The sequence below is a fragment of the Pseudomonas batumici genome, from assembly GCF_000820515.1.
In the GTDB taxonomy this organism is placed as follows: Bacteria; Pseudomonadota; Gammaproteobacteria; order Pseudomonadales; family Pseudomonadaceae; genus Aquipseudomonas; species Aquipseudomonas batumici.
Genome location: NZ_JXDG01000001.1, coordinates 29797 through 46278, shown reverse-complemented (window position 1 = coordinate 46278; position 16482 = coordinate 29797). Strand labels below are relative to the sequence as shown.

The 16482-nt window shown below is 62.2% G+C and carries 16 protein-coding genes; 6 read left to right on the top strand and 10 right to left on the bottom strand.

Going from position 1 to position 16482, the window contains the following annotated elements:
* Nucleotides 1–47: 47 nt before the first annotated feature.
* From UCMB321_RS00205 to UCMB321_RS00195, 3 genes are all read right to left on the bottom strand, one after another.
* Nucleotides 48–821 carry a MetQ/NlpA family ABC transporter substrate-binding protein gene (locus UCMB321_RS00205; RefSeq protein WP_040062894.1) on the bottom strand — a complete coding sequence of 258 codons (774 nt, stop codon included), beginning with the start codon at nt 819–821 and terminating at the stop codon, nt 48–50.
* Nucleotides 822–898: 77 nt separating this feature from the next.
* Nucleotides 899–1573 carry a methionine ABC transporter permease gene (locus UCMB321_RS00200; protein ID WP_040062892.1) on the bottom strand — a complete coding sequence of 225 codons (675 nt, stop codon included), beginning with the start codon at nt 1571–1573 and terminating at the stop codon, nt 899–901.
* Nucleotides 1573–2580: a methionine ABC transporter ATP-binding protein gene (locus UCMB321_RS00195; RefSeq protein WP_040062890.1), complete on the bottom strand. Its 1008-nt coding sequence runs from the start codon at nt 2578–2580 to the stop codon at nt 1573–1575. The genes UCMB321_RS00200 and UCMB321_RS00195 overlap by 1 nt, the downstream gene beginning before the upstream one ends.
* Before the next feature lie 543 nt (nt 2581–3123).
* On the opposite strand from UCMB321_RS00195, the gene UCMB321_RS00190 reads away from it, so the two are divergent.
* Nucleotides 3124–5103, top strand: coding sequence for a ricin-type beta-trefoil lectin domain protein (locus UCMB321_RS00190; protein WP_157015830.1), 1980 nt, complete (start codon nt 3124–3126; stop codon nt 5101–5103).
* Nucleotides 5104–5186: 83 nt separating this feature from the next.
* Here the strand turns inward: UCMB321_RS00190 and UCMB321_RS00185 are convergent, their stop codons facing one another.
* Genes UCMB321_RS00185 through zur form a run of 4 tightly spaced genes read right to left on the bottom strand, consistent with a single transcriptional unit; the run spans nt 5187 to nt 7989 of the window.
* Nucleotides 5187–5900, bottom strand: a complete 714-nt coding sequence (locus UCMB321_RS00185) for a PA5502 family lipoprotein (RefSeq protein WP_040062887.1) — start codon at nt 5898–5900, stop codon at nt 5187–5189.
* A 37-nt stretch (nt 5901–5937) separates the two neighbouring features.
* Nucleotides 5938–6726, bottom strand: coding sequence for a zinc ABC transporter permease subunit ZnuB (gene znuB, locus UCMB321_RS00180; protein WP_040062884.1), 789 nt, complete (start codon nt 6724–6726; stop codon nt 5938–5940).
* Nucleotides 6719–7507 (bottom strand): zinc ABC transporter ATP-binding protein ZnuC, encoded by a 789-nt coding sequence (gene znuC, locus UCMB321_RS00175; RefSeq protein ID WP_040062882.1) that lies wholly within the window; start codon nt 7505–7507, stop codon nt 6719–6721. The genes znuB and znuC overlap by 8 nt, the downstream gene beginning before the upstream one ends.
* The gene (gene zur / locus UCMB321_RS00170; protein WP_040062881.1) at nt 7507–7989 is read right to left on the bottom strand and encodes a zinc uptake transcriptional repressor Zur; all 483 of its coding nucleotides are present in this window, start codon (nt 7987–7989) and stop codon (nt 7507–7509) included. The genes znuC and zur overlap by 1 nt, the downstream gene beginning before the upstream one ends.
* Nucleotides 7990–8055: 66 nt before the next feature.
* Between zur and UCMB321_RS00165 the strand changes: the two genes are divergently transcribed.
* Nucleotides 8056–8976: a zinc ABC transporter substrate-binding protein ZnuA gene (locus tag UCMB321_RS00165; protein ID WP_040062879.1), complete on the top strand. Its 921-nt coding sequence runs from the start codon at nt 8056–8058 to the stop codon at nt 8974–8976.
* Between the two features lie 150 nt (nt 8977–9126).
* Here the strand turns inward: UCMB321_RS00165 and UCMB321_RS00160 are convergent, their stop codons facing one another.
* A complete protein-coding gene (locus UCMB321_RS00160) occupies nt 9127–10077 on the bottom strand; it encodes a homoserine kinase (RefSeq protein ID WP_040062877.1) in 951 nt (316 codons plus the stop codon).
* Between the two features lie 58 nt (nt 10078–10135).
* Nucleotides 10136–10426 (bottom strand): DUF2782 domain-containing protein, encoded by a 291-nt coding sequence (locus UCMB321_RS00155; protein WP_040062875.1) that lies wholly within the window; start codon nt 10424–10426, stop codon nt 10136–10138.
* Nucleotides 10427–10500: 74 nt separating this feature from the next.
* Here UCMB321_RS00155 and polA point away from each other — a divergent pair, with 74 nt between their 5' ends.
* Complete coding sequence (gene polA, locus UCMB321_RS00150; RefSeq protein WP_040062873.1) at nt 10501–13326, top strand: DNA polymerase I; 2826 nt, start codon at nt 10501–10503, stop codon at nt 13324–13326.
* A gap of 534 nt (nt 13327–13860) precedes the next feature.
* Here polA and yihA read toward each other — a convergent pair.
* Nucleotides 13861–14505 (bottom strand): ribosome biogenesis GTP-binding protein YihA/YsxC, encoded by a 645-nt coding sequence (gene yihA / locus UCMB321_RS00145; RefSeq protein ID WP_040062872.1) that lies wholly within the window; start codon nt 14503–14505, stop codon nt 13861–13863.
* A 180-nt stretch (nt 14506–14685) separates the two neighbouring features.
* Here yihA and UCMB321_RS00140 point away from each other — a divergent pair, with 180 nt between their 5' ends.
* The 3 genes from UCMB321_RS00140 to UCMB321_RS00130 all read left to right on the top strand — a co-directional run bounded on the left by UCMB321_RS00140 (nt 14686) and on the right by UCMB321_RS00130 (nt 16479).
* Nucleotides 14686–14976: a c-type cytochrome gene (locus UCMB321_RS00140; RefSeq protein ID WP_040062869.1), complete on the top strand. Its 291-nt coding sequence runs from the start codon at nt 14686–14688 to the stop codon at nt 14974–14976.
* A gap of 45 nt (nt 14977–15021) precedes the next feature.
* On the top strand, nt 15022–15627 hold the full coding sequence (locus UCMB321_RS00135; RefSeq protein WP_040062867.1) for a c-type cytochrome: 606 nt from the start codon (nt 15022–15024) through the stop codon (nt 15625–15627).
* 207 nt (nt 15628–15834) lie between these two features.
* A complete protein-coding gene (locus UCMB321_RS00130; protein ID WP_040062866.1) occupies nt 15835–16479 on the top strand; it encodes a thiol:disulfide interchange protein DsbA/DsbL in 645 nt (214 codons plus the stop codon).
* Nucleotides 16480–16482: the final 3 nt, after the last annotated feature.

Below are 16482 nucleotides of genomic sequence, written 5' to 3'. Positions count from 1 at the left end.
GGACGCCATCGCCGGCAAGCCGGCTCCTACAGGGTCGTCGTGGAGGCTTAGAACGCTGGAACGATCGCGCCCTTGTACTTCTCGACAATGAACGCTTTCACTTCAGGGCTGTGCAGCGCCGCTACCAGCTTCTTCACCGCGTCCGAATCCTTGTTGTCCTCGCGGGTCACCAGGATGTTCACGTACGGCGAGTCTTTACCCTCGATGATCAGCGCATCCTTGGACGGGTCCAGCTTGGCTTCCAGGGCATAGTTGGTGTTGATCAGGGCCAGGTCGACCTGGGTCAGCACGCGCGGCAGGGTGGCGGCTTCCAGTTCGCGGATCTTCAGGTCCTTGGTGTTCTCGACGATGTCCTTCGGTGTCGACAGGATGTTGTTGGCATCCTTGAGCTTGATCAGACCGGCTTTCTGCAGCAGCAACAGGGCGCGGCCGCCGTTGGTGGCGTCGTTCGGGATCACCACGTTGGCGCCGCCTGGCAGGTCTTCGAGTTTCTTGTACTTGCTGGAGTAGGCGCCCAGCGGCTCGACGTGCACACCGGCAACGTTGACCAGATGAGTGCCCTTGGCCTTGTTGAACTCATCCAGGTACGGCTGGTGCTGGAAGAAGTTGGCGTCCAGGTGCTTTTCGGACACTTGCACGTTCGGTTGCACGTAGTCGGTGAAGACCTTGACCTTCAGGTCCACGCCCTCTTTGGCCAGTACCGGTTTGACGAACTCGAGGATTTCCGCGTGGGGAACCGGCGTGGCCGCCACGGTCAGGGTTTCCGCGGCGTGGGCCGAGAAGGCCGCGACGGCGGCAAAGGCAGCGATCAGTTTTTTCATCGAATGACTCCATGTGAGGGCGCCGGTTCCGGCACCTGCCGGCCTGGGGCCGGCTGATTCAGTTGCAAAAGCGAGGTCTACTTGCGGGAGAAATGCACCACCAGCCGGTCGCCGATGGTCTGCAGCACCTGGACCAGGACGATCAGCATGACCACCGTGACCACCATGACGTCGGTCTGGAAGCGTTGGTAACCATAGCGGATGGCCAGGTCGCCGAGACCGCCGGCGCCGACCACGCCGGCCATGGCGGTATAGCTCACCAGGGTAATCGCGGTCACGGTAATCGCCGCGAGAATACCCGGACGGGCTTCCGGCAACAGCGCGTTCAGAATGATCTGGCGGGTGGTCGCGCCCATCGCCTGGGTCGCTTCGATAATGCCCCGGTCGACCTCGCGCAGCGCGGTTTCCACCAACCGCGCGAAGAACGGCGCGGCGCCCACCACCAGCGGCGGAATGGCTCCGGCCACCCCCAGGGAGGTGCCAGTGAGGAGCACGGTGAACGGAATCATCACGATCAGCAGGATGATGAACGGCAGCGAGCGCACCACGTTCACCACGAAGGCCAGGATCGAGTAGGTGGCCTTCTGCTCCAGCAACTGGCGCGGGCTGCACAGGAACAGCAGGATCCCCAGCGGCAGGCCCAGCAGTATGGTGAACACCAGCGAGGTACCGAGCATCAGCATGGTGTCGCCGGTGGCTTCCCAGATATCCGACCAGTCGATGTTGGCGAAGAAATTCAGAAACAGGTCCATCAGCGCAGTACCTCCATATGGACGTCGGCGGCGGTGAAGCGCGCGAAGGCGGCGTCCAGGTCGCCGCCGGTGATGGCGAGCGTCAGTTGCCCATAGGGGGTGTCCTTGATGCGGTCGATGCGCCCGGCCAGGATGCTGTAGTCCACCCCGGTTTCACGGGCGACGGTGCCCAGCAGCGGCGCGTAGGTGGCGTCGCCCTGGAAGGTCAGGCGCACGATGCGCCCCGGCACATGGGCGAAGTCGTCGCGCTGCTCGTTCTCGTCGATCTGCTCGTCCTCCTGGACGAAGCGGCGGGTGGTCGGGTGCTTGGGATGCAGGAACACTTCGGCCACCGGACCCTGCTCGACGATCACGCCGGCGTCCATCACCCCGACCACGTCGCAGACCCGGCGGATCACGTCCATTTCATGGGTGATCAGCACGATGGTCAGCTTCAGCTCGCGATTGATCTCGGCCAGCAGTTGCAGGACCGACGCGGTGGTTTGCGGGTCGAGGGCGCTGGTGGCTTCGTCGCACAGCAGGATCTTCGGCTTGGTCGCCAGGGCGCGGGCAATGCCGACACGCTGCTTCTGGCCGCCGGACAGCTGGGCCGGGTATTTCTTCGCGTGGTCGCTCAGTCCGACCCGTTGCAGGAGCTCGGCGACGCGCTGGTCGATCTCGCGCCGCGACAGCTCGCCGGCCAGGGTCAGCGGCAGCGCGACGTTGTCGGCCACGGTCTTGGAGGCCAGCAGGTTGAAGTGCTGGAAGATCATCCCGACCTGTTGGCGGAAACGGCGCAGGCCGTTGGCGTCCAGCGCCGTGACCTCTTCGTCGTCGACGATGATCTTGCCGCCGCTGGGGGCTTCCAGGCGATTGATCAGACGCAGCAGGGTACTTTTACCCGCGCCGGAATGACCGATCAGGCCGAACACCTGGCCGCTCTCAACCCGCAGGCTGGTGGGGTGCAGGGCGGGAATATCCTTACCGGCGACCCGGTAGGTTTTATGGACGTTATGAAACTCGATCACGTAGCGAACCTTGTGGGGCGCAATGGAAAAAGGTCAGCGGTTAGCCGGGCGCGCATTTTAGCTTGTCCGTATAGGACGTCTTAGCATTTATTTCGCATTCTACCTTCAATTTTGGCATATCTCGATCAGTGGCGGTCGTCGCGCCGAGCGCCGTCGAGTGGTGGTATCCCACTCTGGCGGTACTGGCTGGTAGTCTCCCCATCAACGGATAACGGGTTTACATCGATTGTGCTGTGTTGTGTAGGAGGTTTCTTTAATGTGAGGTTCAGGTTTTTTTGATGTGGGATGGATCCAATTCGGTCTCCGGAAATTAATATTTTGAATAGGCTTTTCCCGAGACTTGTTATTTTCGTTCAAGTAGGCTTTTAACTAATCCGGCTCCCGGGGGGATGTTGTTATTTCGGGTGTTGCAAATTTCCTGATTGAAATTTGTGAATTGAGCGTTTAGCCGGAAAGCAATGGATGGCCTTAGTTGTTTTATTTGTTTGACACGGAATTTCCGTGTTTCCGATAAGTTTGGAAACAATAAATAAGGTGATCGCATTGAAACCACTCAAGACCATGGTTATGGGGTTGCTCGCCCTGTCGATTCATAATATCGCAGCCGCCAGTCATAGTTCGATGGACTCGTCGGGCGCCCGGAATATTATCTCCTCGCAAAAACTGCTGATGTTCGGCCCGCCATCTGCACAAGCGCTTCCGGAGACTTTTGACGCTTGGTCACGCCTGATGGCAGATGCCCTGGAGCCCGAGGAGATAGAGCGGCAACGAACCAGTATTGCCCTGGCTTATCTGGATATTGCAGCCGTTGCGCAGGATGAGCATGCGCAGGCCAAGGTCGGCCAGCTGTTTGCCGAGCAGATACCCGTTTTGCTGAAAATGGACAGTGAGAATGCCGAGTTGAAGAGCCAGGTTGCAGCTTTGTTTGGTATCTCCGGTTCCTCGCGGTATACGCTGTTTTACCGAAAAAATAACGCACAGATAGAGGTCCATGGTTTCGAAGATTTGAGCACGCGGGAACAGGTTGCCGCACTCGAAGAACAGGTGCTGAAGTGGCAGCCCGGGCAAGATGGGCATGCAGCCACTGAGGCGGAAGAAGGCGCCGCAACATTACCGGGGGCGGCTGAACATCAACCTGCCGGCGCTCCGGCGCAAGCAAGTGCTTCGGACTTTACGGCGGTACCGAGCTTGACCTTCAACTTGTCTCGAACGGGGCCGAGAGGTGAAGTATCGACATTAGCCAATATCGAGATCATCCGAAGTGCCCAGCGTGCTCAAGACAAGAAGTTCATTATTGTCAAAGCCAAGCCGACGACGATTAAATCGGCGAGAAATGGCATTGTCACACCGATACCCGGCGTCAGGAATCTCTGGGCCTCCTACCTGCCCCAGACGTATCGGGTGAGTCATGTGGTCGAGGCCGCCGGTGCCGGTCCGGGCCTGGTGAAATTTGCTCCCCCGAGTGATGGCCGAACGGAGTTCAGTTACAGCGAGACACAGACCCGTGGATTCACTATCGGTGGCTCGGTAGGTGCCGAGTTCGGGCCCGGAGCGACGGATAAGGCCACCTACGTTGCCAAATCCCCTTTCAGTCTGAGTGCCAGTTATGAGCACACCAATAGCAAAACCCTGGCGACCAGCTTCAAGGACTACTCGTTGTTGGCATCGTCAAATAACCGGGGCGCGCATTGGGAGGCCCCCATCGCCCCTCGTCTCAGAAGTGCGTTGATTGACAGGGTCACCGCGAACGGGCCGATTCTGACCGAGAGCCGCATGACGCCGATGATGCGCCAGGCCAGTTTGGAAACCTACAGTGTCTGGGAGTTGCCGGGCAGTTACAGCGGCAATGCGAAAGTGATAGTCGGTGCCGGCTATGACCTTCAGCTGGATGAATGGTGGCGGGATCGGACCCAGATCAGGAAGCGCAGCGAGTTGATCAACTATGGGTATAACAGTGAGTTTGTCCTGGATTTATCGAGTCCTTACCTGACGCGAGAGATGTCGGTGCTCATCCGCTCTCAGGACGGTGCTGGAAGATGCCTGGTCGAGTCGGGGAGCACGGTGACGCTGGCCGCGTGCAATGCACAGCAAAAAAGCCATCTATGGGGACTCGATTCAGAAAGTCGTTATGTAAACCGGGAGTCTGGAAAATGCCTCTCGTTGCAGGAGCGCTCCGGTGCACTGTTGACTGAAACCTGTCGTATCGACAATCGCCAACAATGGGAGTGGCGTGCCGACAGGATTCATTCGCTCTATGATCTGGACTGGCGGCTGTTTGTCCAGGGGACGCGCCCCTCGGCAAAGCCGGATGGCTCGATGGCCTTCGACGATGTGCCGGTCAATGCCTTTAACCGGTTCAATATTCCTTGGGCCAGTTATCCCGGGGCGCCTTCGGCGGGCGATGTCATGCCCAACGAAAATGGTGTTTCACCGCAGATCAGCCCGGACTGGGTCACGACCTACAGAAACGCTGTCGATGCACGTCAACGGTGGCGTATCGAGATACTTCGTGATGGGCTGTAATCACGGGTTCGGATGATGTTTCACCCGCCGCTTGAGGTCATGGGGACAGCAAGCGGCGGGCGCAGGCAGTTTTCGTACAGAACCTAGGGCTTGCGCGGACTCAACACCACCTGCGCCTTCACCTGCCGGTCGATCTGCTTGTCGATCTTCAGCTCAAAGTCCGCATCGAGTTTTTTCACGCGCTTTTCCAGCAGGGTCGCCAGCCACGGGTAATCCTCGGTCCGTGGCACCTGGAAGGTCACCGTGCACTGGTAATTCACCACGTCCGCCGCCAGCGCATCCATCTGCTTGCGCAGTTGCGCCATGTCCCGGATGTTCAGGGCAATCGTGGTGCTCTCGGCACTCGGATCGATCAAGCGCGCCTTCGGCTTTTCGGCGGCCTTGAGCGCGGCCTCGGCCTTTTCCAGCTCGGCCTTGCGCGCCTGGGCAATCGCGCCGTTGACCCCACCGGTCAGGGCCGGTGCCTTGGGCATCAGCGCCCGGGCGCGGCTCAGGGCCGTGGCGGCGGCATTGACGTCGCCTTTTTGCAGCACGACCTGGCTGCGTTGCAGATAGGCTTCGGCCAGTTGCCGCTGGTAGGTCACCCACTGGGGATCGTCCGGCGACTGCGCCTGCAAGGCACCCAACTGGTCCTCGGCGGTGTCCAGTTCGTTATGGCTGATGCTCTGCTCCAGCGCGGCGATGGCCGCGACCCGGGTGTCGGGCTCCGCGGTGTCCACCGCCGGGGTGCTCTGGCAGGCGCCCAGCAGCAGGGAAAATGCAACAAGGAGCAGATAACGGGAGGCGAACGGCTTCATTCCTGCGACTCTCTAATTGCGCAAAAAACGAGCAAGTCTACACCCCTCTGCGTGGCAGAACAAAACTCAGCAGAAACAAGGCGGCGGCCGTGACCACGATGGACGGTCCCGCCGGGGTGTCCTTGAACCAGGATAGCGCCAGCCCGCCGCACACCGCGAGCATGCCGAGCAGGCTGGCGCCCAGGGCCATCTGCTCCGGCGAGCGGGCGTGGCGCTGGGCGGCGGCGGCCGGGATGATCAGCAAGGAGGTGATCAGCAGCACGCCGACGATCTTCATCGCCACGGCGATCACCACGGCAATCAGCAGCATCAGGGTCATGCGCAGCGCCGCCACCGGCAGGCCTTCGACGGTGGCCAGTTCTTCATGCACGGTGATGGCCAGCAGCGGGCGCCAGAGGCTGGCCAGCAGCACCAGCACCGCCGCACTGCCGCCAAGGATCCAGTAAAGATCGCGGGTGCCGATCGCCAGCAGGTCGCCGAACAGGTAACCCATCAGGTCGATACGCACTTCATGCATGAAACTCAGCGCCACCAGCCCGAGGGACAAGGTGCTCGGCGCGAGAATCCCCAGCAGGGTGTCGGAGGCCAGGGGCTGGCGCTGTTGCAAGGTGACCAGCAGCACCGCCAGCAGCAGGCAGCCGACGGTCACCGCCAGGGTCGGGCTGATGTCCAGCACAAAGCCCAGGGCCACGCCGAGCAGCGCCGCGTGGGACAGGGTGTCGCCGAAATAGGCCATGCGTCGCCAGACCACGAACGAACCCAGCGGGCCCGCCACCAGGGCCAGGGCCAGGCCTGCCAGCAAGGCGTAGAGCAGAAAATCAGCCATGCTTGCAGCTTTCTCCGTGAACGTGAGTGTGGGCCGCCGGGGCCGTCTCGCTGACCACCGCGCCGTGCAGATCATGGGCGTGGTCATGGTGGTGGTGATAGATCGCCAGGCTCTGGGCGTTCTGCCCGAACAGCTCGACGAAGGCCGGATCGCCGCTGACCTGCTCCGGGTGACCGGAGCAGCAGACATGGCGATTGAGGCAGACCACCTGGTCGGTGGTGCTCATCACCAGGTGCAGGTCGTGGGAGACCATCAGCACGCCGCAGCCGTGACGGTCGCGCAGGCGGGTGATCAGGCTGTAGAGCTCGGCCTGGCCGGCGACATCGACGCCTTGCACCGGCTCGTCGAGCACCAGCAGCTGCGGTTCGCGCAACAGGGCACGGGCCAGCAGCACGCGCTGCATTTCGCCGCCGGAGATGCTTTGCACCGGGCTGTCGATCACCTGTTCGGCGCCGACTTCCCCCAGGGCCGCCAGGGCCCGCTCGCGGTCGACGCCCGGCACCAGGCGCAGGAAGCGCAGTACCGACAGCGGCAGGGTCGGGTCGACGTGGAGTTTCTGCGGCATGTAGCCGACCCGCAGCTTCGGCTTGCGCCAGACGCTGCCGCGATCCGGCTTGAGCAGGCCGAGCACGGCGCGCACCAGGGTGGTCTTGCCTGCACCGTTGGGGCCGATCAGGGTGACGATCTGTCGGGGCTCGACGCTCAGGTGAATGTTGTCGAGCACGTTCTGCCCGGCAAAGGTCACACCCACCTGTTCGAGGCGAATCAGCGCAGTGCTCATCAGGCCCCCTGGCAACCCGAGCAGAGACCGACCACTTCGACGGTCTGGGCCTCGACGGCGAAGCCGACCTCCCGGGCGCTGCCGACGATCGCGTCGCTGATGGACTTCTGTTCCAGCTCGATGGCGGCATGGCACTCGCGGCAGATCAGGAACTGGCCCTGGTGGGCGTGTTCCGGATGGTTGCAACCGACAAAGGCGTTGAGCGAGGCGATGCGATGGACCAGGCCGTTGTCCAGCAGGAAGTCCAGGGCGCGGTAGACGGTCGGCGGCGCGGCGCGGCGGCCGTCCTGCTCGCTCAGTACGGCGAGGATGTCATAGGCGCCCAGCGGCTTGTGGCTCTGCCAGACCAGCTCCAGCACCCGCCGCCGCAGGGCGGTCAGGCGCAGGCCCTGGCGCGCGCACAGGGCGTCGGCGTCGGACAGCGCACTGTGCACGCAATGGGAGTGATCATGGGGGCGGCTGGCGAGAGGGGTTTTGGTCATGAGCGGCGACGGCGTTTGTGAGAGACGTTATTATGTTACCTGTTCCTGCCGCCTTGAGTGTTCATCGTGCCCCGTCTTTTTGCCTTTTTTGTCGCTGTCAGTGCCAGTTTGTTGATGATTTCCCCGGTTCAGGCGCAAGTCAGCGTGCTGACCAGCATCAAGCCCCTCCAGTTGATTGCCGCCGCCGTGCAGGATGGCGTGGACATGCCCGAGGTCCTGCTGCCGCCGGGGGCTTCGCCGCACAACTATGCGTTGCGGCCTTCGGATGTACGCAAGGTGCAGTCGGTGGACCTGCTCTACTGGATCGGTCCGGACATGGAAAGCTTCCTGCCCCGCGTGCTCAAGGGCCGCAGCCTGCCGACCGTGGCGGTGCAGGACCTGGCGGGGATGAAGCTGCGTCGGTTCGCCGAAGACAGCCACTCCCATGCCGAAGAGGCCGACGAACATGACCACGATCACCGTCCGGGAACCCTGGATGCGCACCTGTGGCTGTCGACGGTCAATGCCCGGGTGATTGCCGCGCGCATGGCGGCGGACCTGAGTGCGGCCGATCCGGCCAACGCGGCGCGCTACCAGAGCAACGTCAAGGCCTTCGGTGAGCGGCTCGATGCCCTGGATGTGCGGTTGAAGGCGCGGTTGGCGGGTGTGGCGGGCAAGCCGTACTTTGTCTTCCACGAGGCTTTCGATTACTTCGAGGATGCCTATGGGCTCAAGCACACCGGCGTGTTCAGCGTGGCCGCCGAAGTGCAGCCGGGCGCCCAGCACGTGGCGGCGATGCGTACGCGCCTGCAGGAAGTGGGCAAGACCTGTGTATTCAGCGAGCCGCCGTTGCGGCCGCGGCTGGCGGAAACCCTGGTGAGCGGGTTACCGGTGAAGCTTGCCGAGCTGGATGCGCTGGGTGGTTATACGCCGGCAGGGGCCCATGGGTATGAGCAGGTGCTGGAAAAGCTCGGCAATGACCTGGCGGGGTGCCTGGAGAACCTGTAAGGAGCACGCTCCTCTAATGTAGGAGCGAGCTTGCTCGCGATGGTGGCCCAAGCGCCGCGGGGTATCAGGTACCCCGCGTCATCGTTGACGTCCATCGCGAGCAATCGAGCGTCGACCGGCTGTTCCTACATTGGAGGGGAGATTTCGAGGTTAGAGCGCGAACGGCAACGGCATGCCGACCTGCTGGCGCTGCGCCAGGCGCCGCTGGAACTCCATCGGATCGTGAATCAGCACGTCCTGCCCGGCAAAGGACTCGGCGGCAATCAGCCGCGACAGCCAGAAGCGCACGCAAGCCACCCGCAGCATCGCCGGCCACAACTCCGCCTCGGCGGCGGTGAACGGCCGCAGGCCGGCATAAGCCCCCAACAGCGCCCGGGCCCGTTGCCCGTCGAGCCGCCCGTCCTCATCCGAACACCAGTCGTTCAAGGCAATCGCCACGTCGTACAGCATCGGCCCGGAACAGGCGTTGTAGAAGTCGATCAACCCGGTCAGGTGGGTGCCTTCGAACATCGCGTTGTCGCGGAACAGGTCGGCGTGCAGGTTGGCCCGTGGCAGCGCGAGGATCTGCGCCTTGTATCGGCCGATCTCTTCCAGTGCCGCCTGCAACAGCTCGCGCGCCTCGTCGCCCAGGTGCGACATCAGCTTTTCGCCCTCCTCGAGCATCCAGTCCAGGCCGCGATCGGTCTTGCGTTCGAGGATCTTGTCGCGGGTCGCCAGGTGCAGGTGACCGAGCAGCTCGCCCACTTGCGCGCAGTGCTGGGCATTGGCTTGCTTGATGTGCTTGCCGGCCAGCCGCGGTTGCAGCAGCGCCGGCTTGCCGGCCAGTTCGCGCAGGGCCTGGCCGTCGGTGGTGCGCAAGGCATAGGGCACCGGCAGGTCGGCGTCATGCAGGACGTCGAGCAGTTCGATGAAGAACGGCATTTCCTGCACCGGTCCGCGCTCGACCAGGGTCAGGACGTACTCGCCCCGTTCCAGGCTGATGAAGAAGTTGGTGTTTTCACTGCCGGCGGCAATTCCCTGGAAGTCGAGCAAACGACCGAGCCCATAAGGGGCGAGAAAGGTTTCCAGCTCAGGCCGAGCCAGGGGGGTGAACACAGACATGGTTAAAACTGCCAGTACGGGCGCCGCCACTAAGGCGGCACCGATTAAAGTTAAGGGCTTACTTCCACTCGAAGATCTTCCAAGCGGGGATCAGCATATCCGGCTGGTCCGAGCGGATATAGTTTGCATCAGTTCCGTCGGCACGGACCAGAAAGTAGGGCTTGCCACCTTTGGGGGTGACCTTGATGGCGTACAGAAAGCCATTTACCCGGTATTCCTGGATCGTTTTGTCACCTTCCGTGTGAATCGTCACTTCTGGCTCGGCTGACGGCGCATCCGACGCCGCCATGACGGCCAGCGGCGAGAGTGCAAGCAGGCCGCCCAACAACAGGCGATTGAGTGTGCGCATGATAACCTTGTCCCTTTGTCGTCAACGGTCCGGCTATTCTACCGCCGCACCCGCCGAAAAGGTTGATCGTACTCATGAGCCAAGCCCCTCTCGTCCTGGTGGACGGTTCTTCCTACCTGTATCGCGCCTTCCACGCGATGCCGCCGCTCACCACGTCCAAGGGCATGCCCACGGGGGCGGTCAAGGGCGTGTTGAACATGCTCAGAAGCCTGCGCAAACAGTATCCGGAAAGCCCGTTCGCGGTGGTCTTCGACGCCAAGGGCGGGACCTTTCGCGATGAAATGTACGCCGACTACAAGGCCAACCGCCCGAGCATGCCCGACGACATGCGCGTGCAGATCGAGCCGCTGCATGCCAGCGTGCGCGCCCTGGGTTTCCCCTTGCTGTGCGTGGAAGGCGTGGAAGCCGACGACGTGATCGGCACCCTGGCCCGCAGCAGCGCGGCCGCCGACCGCCCGGTGGTGATCTCCACCGGTGACAAGGACATGGCGCAGTTGGTCGACGGGCACATTACCCTGGTCAACACCATGTCCGAAACCTCGATGGACGTGGAGGGCGTGAAGGCGAAGTTTGGCGTCGCTCCCGAGCAGATCATCGATCTGCTGGCGTTGATGGGCGACTCTTCCGACAACATTCCCGGGGTCAAGGGCGTCGGCGAGAAAACCGCCGTGGCCTTGCTGGTGGGGGTCAACGGTGGCTTGAAAGAGTTGTACGAGCAGCTCGACCAGGTGCCGAACCTGCCGATTCGCGGGGCGAAGACCTTGCCGGCCAAGTTGCTGGAACACAAGGAAATGGCGTTCCTGTCCTATCGCCTGGCGACCATCAAGGTCGATGTGCCGCTGGAGATCGGCCTGGACGACCTGCACCTGGGCGAGCCGGATCGGGAAAAGCTGGCAGAGTTGTATGCCCACCTGGAGTTCAAGAGCTGGATCGACGAGTTGCAGCGCGAAGCCAAGCGCATCGTGCAGGCGCCGGTCACGACGCCCACGGCGGACAGCGCCATGCTCTTCGACACCGAGCCGGCGGCCGTGGAGGCTGCCCCGCCGGTGGCCGAGGTTGCCAGCCAGCCGCAGTACGAAACCATCCTCGATCAGGCCCGCTTCGATGTCTGGCTGAAGAAGCTCAAGGAGGCGAAACTCTTCGCCTTCGACACCGAAACCACCGGGATCGACGCACAACAGGCGCAACTGGTGGGGGTTTCCTTCGCCGTACAGGCCAATGAAGCCGCCTATGTGCCGTTGGCCCATTCCTATATCGGTGCGCCGGAGCAACTGGACCGCGACAGCGTGCTGCGGGCGTTGAAGCCCCTGCTGGAAGACCCGGAAAAACTCAAGGTCGGCCAGCACGCCAAGTTCGACATGAATATCCTCGCCAACTGCGCCATCGGCGGCGACCCGGCCTGCGGCATCAGCGTGCGCGGCATTGCCTTCGACACCATGCTCGAGTCCTACGTGCTCAATGCCACGGCGACCCGGCACGACATGGACAGCCTGGCGAAAAAGTACCTCGACTACGACACCGTCGGTTTCCAGGACATCGCCGGCAAGGGCGCCAAGCAGCTGACCTTCGACCAGATCGCCCTGGAGCAGGCCGGGCCTTATGCCGCCGAAGACGCCGACGTGACCTTGCGCCTGCACCAGGCCCTGCATGGGCAATTGGCGGCCGTACCGAGCCTGCTCAGTGTGCTGACCGATATCGAAATGCCGCTGGTGCCGGTCCTGGCGCGGATCGAGCGCCAGGGCGCGCTGGTGGATGCCGAGTTGCTCGGGGTGCAGAGCCTTGAACTGGGCGAGAAGATGGTGGCGCTGGAGCGCGAAGCGTTCGAGATCGCCGGCGAAGAGTTCAATCTCGGCTCGCCCAAGCAACTCGGGGCGATTCTCTACGAGAAGCTCGGCATGCCGGTGCTGAAGAAGACCGGCAAGGGCCAGGCGTCCACGGCGGAAGAGGTATTGGCCAAGCTGGCCGAGGACGATTACCCGTTGCCCAAGGTGCTGATGCAGTACCGCTCCATGAGCAAGTTGAAAAGTACCTACACCGATCGCCTGCCGGAGCAGATCAACCCGCGTACCGGGCGTATCCACACCTCCTACCATCAGGCGGTGGCGGCCACCGGGCGCCTGTCCTCCAGCGATCCGAACCTGCAGAACATCCCGGTGCGTACCGCCGAAGGGCGGCGGATTCGCCAGGCGTTCATCGCACCTGCCGGCTACAAGCTGCTGGCGGCGGACTATTCGCAGATCGAGCTGCGGATCATGGCCCACCTGTCCAAGGACGAAGGCTTGCTCAATGCCTTCCGCCACAACCTCGACGTGCACACGGCGACGGCGGCGGAAGTGTTCAAGGTGGAGCTGGGCGAGGTCACGTCCGACCAGCGCCGCAGCGCCAAGGCCATCAACTTCGGCCTGATCTATGGCATGGGCGCGCAGAAACTGGGCAAGGACATCGGCGTCGACACCAAGACGGCCAAGGCCTATATCGACCTGTATTTCGCCCGCTATCCGGGGGTTCGCGAATACATGGAGCGTACCCGTGGCCAGGCTTCGGAGCAGGGTTATGTCGAAACCCTGTTCGGGCGTCGGCTGTACCTGCCGGACATCCACTCCAACAAGCCCCAGGAGCGTGCCGCCGCCGAGCGCACGGCGATCAATGCGCCGATGCAGGGGACGGCGGCGGACATCATCAAGAAAGCCATGGTGGCGGTGGATGACTGGCTCTGCGAATCCGGCCTGGATGCCCGGGTCATCCTCCAGGTACACGACGAACTGGTGCTGGAGGTGCGCGAGGACCTGGTGGAGGAAGTCAGCGAGAAGATCCGCCTGTACATGAGCGGTGCGGTGCAGCTGGACGTGCCGTTGCTGGTGGAAGTGGGCGTGGGCAACAACTGGGATGAGGCGCATTAAACACCGATCCTGAACGCACCACGGACCCTTGTAGGAGCCGGCTTGCCGGCGTGAGGCCCTTGAGTCTTGCGCTGCCCACCCGGACGCTATCGTCGGAACGCCGCCCGCAGCAAGCCGGCTCCCACAAAACACCACCGAAAGGCCATTAGTTCGGGAATGCGCGTCACTTATGCCAAATAGTTTTTGAAAGTTTCCGGAACTAAATCGGCGACGCGGCACTCAGAGTTACTGAATGGCTGGTGAAGCCCTTCGATGCTCCTATGTTGTGTTAAGTGTTGGCAGATATTCCGGACCCCGCCCTAGCGGTTCGGAACTTGGACCCCGAACTTCTCCTCCCCATACGAAGTCCGGGGTTTTTTTTAATTAAAATTTGCCCCTATGGCGCGTCATGCCGCGTCAGAGGTGGCTCGCGGACCCTTGTAGGAGCTGGCTTGCCGGCGATGAGGCCCGTAAGCCTTGCAGCGACCATCCGGCCGCCATCGCCAGCAAGCCGGCTCCCACAGGTTTTGCGTTGTCTTCAAGGGCGCAGGCGTCTTACTCCGCTGCTTCCTCGGCACCCTTGTCCGCCAGTTCCATCCAGTCCGCCAGCACCGTGTAGGCCTCTTCCAGGCCCATGCGCTTGGGCGCCGAGAACAACTGGATGCTGATGGTTTCCCCCCAGCCCTTGCGGATTTCCGACTGCACCTTGAGCAGGGTGTTCTTCGCCGCGCCGTAGGTCAGCTTGTCGGCCTTGGTCAGCAGGATGTGCATCGGCATGCCGCTGGCTACCGCCCAATCGAGCATCAGCAGGTCGAAGTCGGTCATCGGATGGCGGATGTCCATCATCAGGATCAGGCCCTTCAGACTCTCGCGGCTGCCCAGGTAGGCTTCCAGGTGACGCTGCCAATGCTGCTTGAGCGGAATCGGAACTTTTGCATAACCGTAGCCCGGCAGGTCGACCAGACGCCGATCATCGTCTAGCTTGAAGAAATTCAATAGCTGCGTGCGCCCCGGGGTTTTCGAGGTGCGCGCCAGGCTCGCATGGGTCAGGGTGTTGAGGGCGCTGGATTTGCCGGCGTTGGAGCGGCCGGCAAAGGCCACTTCAAAGCCTTCGTCGTCCGGGCACTGGTCGACCTTGGCGGCGCTGAGCATGAAGGTAGCCTGTTGGCACAGGCCGAGAATGGGGTTCTTGAGTTGCATGGGATTTCCGATGTGGGCGGTGCCGGGGATAGACGCGGCAGCAGTGTCGTTTCCGTTTCAGTAGCGCCAGTATATAATGCCGCAGATTTTGTGTGTGCTTTGTCCCGACAGGGGATGAAGCCCACGGTAGCGATACGCGCAGTAGAACGCGGTACGCTTCCAACCCTGAGAAGGTCATTCATGACCCAATGGCTGCTGGCCGCCGGACTCTTGATGCCGCTTTACAGCGCGCAGGCTACACAGGAACCGGAAGCCGTGTACAACCGTGTTTGTGGTGCCTGCCATGCCGGACAGTTGCCGATGGCCCCTCGAAAGGGTGATCAGGCGGCCTGGAAGCCAAGATTGGCACAAGGTATGGAGACGCTGGTGCAACACGTGACCCAGGGTTTCAAGGCGATGCCGCCGCGTGGTTTGTGCATGGACTGCAGTACCGAGGATTACCGAAGCATCATCCAGTGGATGAGCGAGTGAGCCCGGTCCATAACTCTTAACCCTTAGCCGTAGTTGGATTAGCTGATGAACAAACTGATCGTGAGTCTGCTGTTGACCCTGGGGATCACAGGCCTGGCGCAGGCCGCTGGCGACGCCAAGGCCGGTCAGGCCAAGGCCGCCGTCTGTGGCGCCTGCCACGGACCTGATGGTAACAGCATGGCGCCCAACTTTCCGAAACTGGCGGGCCAGGGCGAACGCTACCTGACCAAGCAGTTGCAGGACATCAAGGCGGGCAAGCGCACCGTGCTGGAAATGACCGGCCTGCTGACCAACCTGAGCGACCAGGACCTGTCCGATATCGCCGCCTACTTCTCCAGCCAGGCAGGCAGTGTCGGCGCCGCCGATCCCAAGGTGGTGGCCCACGGTGAAGAGTTGTTCCGCGGTGGCAAGCTGGACCAGGGCATGCCGTCCTGTATCGGCTGCCACTCGCCCAATGGCGCGGGCAACGCCGCCGCCGGCTTCCCGCACCTGGGCGGCCAGCATGCGCAGTACGTGGCCAAGCAGTTGACCGACTTCCGTGAAGGCAACCGCACCAACGACGGCGATACCAAGATCATGCAGAGCATCGCTGCCAAGATGAGCAACAAGGATATCGAAGCCGTCGCCAGCTACGTACAGGGCCTGCACTGAGGTTCTGACGGTCAGGCGCGCGGGGGATTGTCATCTTTCGCAACGTTAATGATCGATTAATCCGCTGCTGCAACGATAAAAGGGTGGCCTTGGCCGCCCTTTTTTGTGGCCGCTGCCGCTACACTATTCATCGAACTAGAGCCCATCCCGGTCTGTCTGAAGTTACAGGTCGCGTCTGAGGCGACATAACATGTCCAGGAGCAAAGCATGCGTAATCTGATTCTCAGCGCCGCACTCGTCACCGCCAGCCTGTTTGGCATGACGGCCCAGGCCGCCGATGTGCCCCTTGAGCCCGGCAAGACCTATGTCGAACTGGAAAAGCCAGGGCAGGTGGCCGTCCCGGGCAAGGTCGAAGTGATCGAGTTCTTCTGGTACGGCTGCCCGCATTGCTATGCCTTTGAGCCGACCATCAATCCCTGGGTCGAGAAGCTGCCCAGCGATGTGAACTTCGTGCGTATCCCGGCCATTTTCGGTGGCCCCTGGAACGCTCACGGCCAGATGTTCCTGACCCTGGAAGCCATGGGTGTGGAAAGCCGTGTGCACAAGGCCGTGTTCGAAGAAGTGCAGAAAACCCACAAGCTGGTCCAGCCTGAGGAGATGGCCGATTTCCTCGCCACCCAAGGCGTCGACAAGCAGAAGTTCCTCGAAACCTTCAAATCGTTCGCGATCGTCGGCCAGATGAAGAAGGCCAAGGACCTGGCCGAGCAGTACGGCATCACTGGCGTACCGACCATGATCGTCAACGGCAAGTACCGCTTCGACCTCGGCACCGCCGGTGGTCCTGAAGCCGCGCTGAATGTCGCCGACCAATTGATCGCCAAGGAACGAGCGGCCAAGACGGCGGCGAAGTAAGGC

Excerpts from the sequence above, each read along its gene's own strand:
- UCMB321_RS00130 (WP_040062866.1), top strand. The coding sequence starts at position 15,835 with ATGCGTAATCTGATTCTCAGCGCCGCACTCGTCACCGCCAGCCTGTTT.
- UCMB321_RS00135 (WP_040062867.1), top strand. The coding sequence starts at position 15,022 with ATGAACAAACTGATCGTGAGTCTGCTGTTGACCCTGGGGATCACAGGC.
- UCMB321_RS00185 (WP_040062887.1), bottom strand. The coding sequence starts at position 5,900 with ATGAAGCCGTTCGCCTCCCGTTATCTGCTCCTTGTTGCATTTTCCCTG.
- UCMB321_RS00160 (WP_040062877.1), bottom strand. The coding sequence starts at position 10,077 with ATGTCTGTGTTCACCCCCCTGGCTCGGCCTGAGCTGGAAACCTTTCTC.
- znuB (WP_040062884.1), bottom strand. The coding sequence starts at position 6,726 with ATGGCTGATTTTCTGCTCTACGCCTTGCTGGCAGGCCTGGCCCTGGCC.
- polA (WP_040062873.1), top strand. The coding sequence starts at position 10,501 with ATGAGCCAAGCCCCTCTCGTCCTGGTGGACGGTTCTTCCTACCTGTAT.
- zur (WP_040062881.1), bottom strand. The coding sequence starts at position 7,989 with ATGACCAAAACCCCTCTCGCCAGCCGCCCCCATGATCACTCCCATTGC.
- UCMB321_RS00140 (WP_040062869.1), top strand. The coding sequence starts at position 14,686 with ATGACCCAATGGCTGCTGGCCGCCGGACTCTTGATGCCGCTTTACAGC.
- UCMB321_RS00155 (WP_040062875.1), bottom strand. The coding sequence starts at position 10,426 with ATGCGCACACTCAATCGCCTGTTGTTGGGCGGCCTGCTTGCACTCTCG.
- yihA (WP_040062872.1), bottom strand. The coding sequence starts at position 14,505 with ATGCAACTCAAGAACCCCATTCTCGGCCTGTGCCAACAGGCTACCTTC.
- znuC (WP_040062882.1), bottom strand. The coding sequence starts at position 7,507 with ATGAGCACTGCGCTGATTCGCCTCGAACAGGTGGGTGTGACCTTTGCC.
- UCMB321_RS00205 (WP_040062894.1), bottom strand. The coding sequence starts at position 821 with ATGAAAAAACTGATCGCTGCCTTTGCCGCCGTCGCGGCCTTCTCGGCC.
- UCMB321_RS00200 (WP_040062892.1), bottom strand. The coding sequence starts at position 1,573 with ATGGACCTGTTTCTGAATTTCTTCGCCAACATCGACTGGTCGGATATC.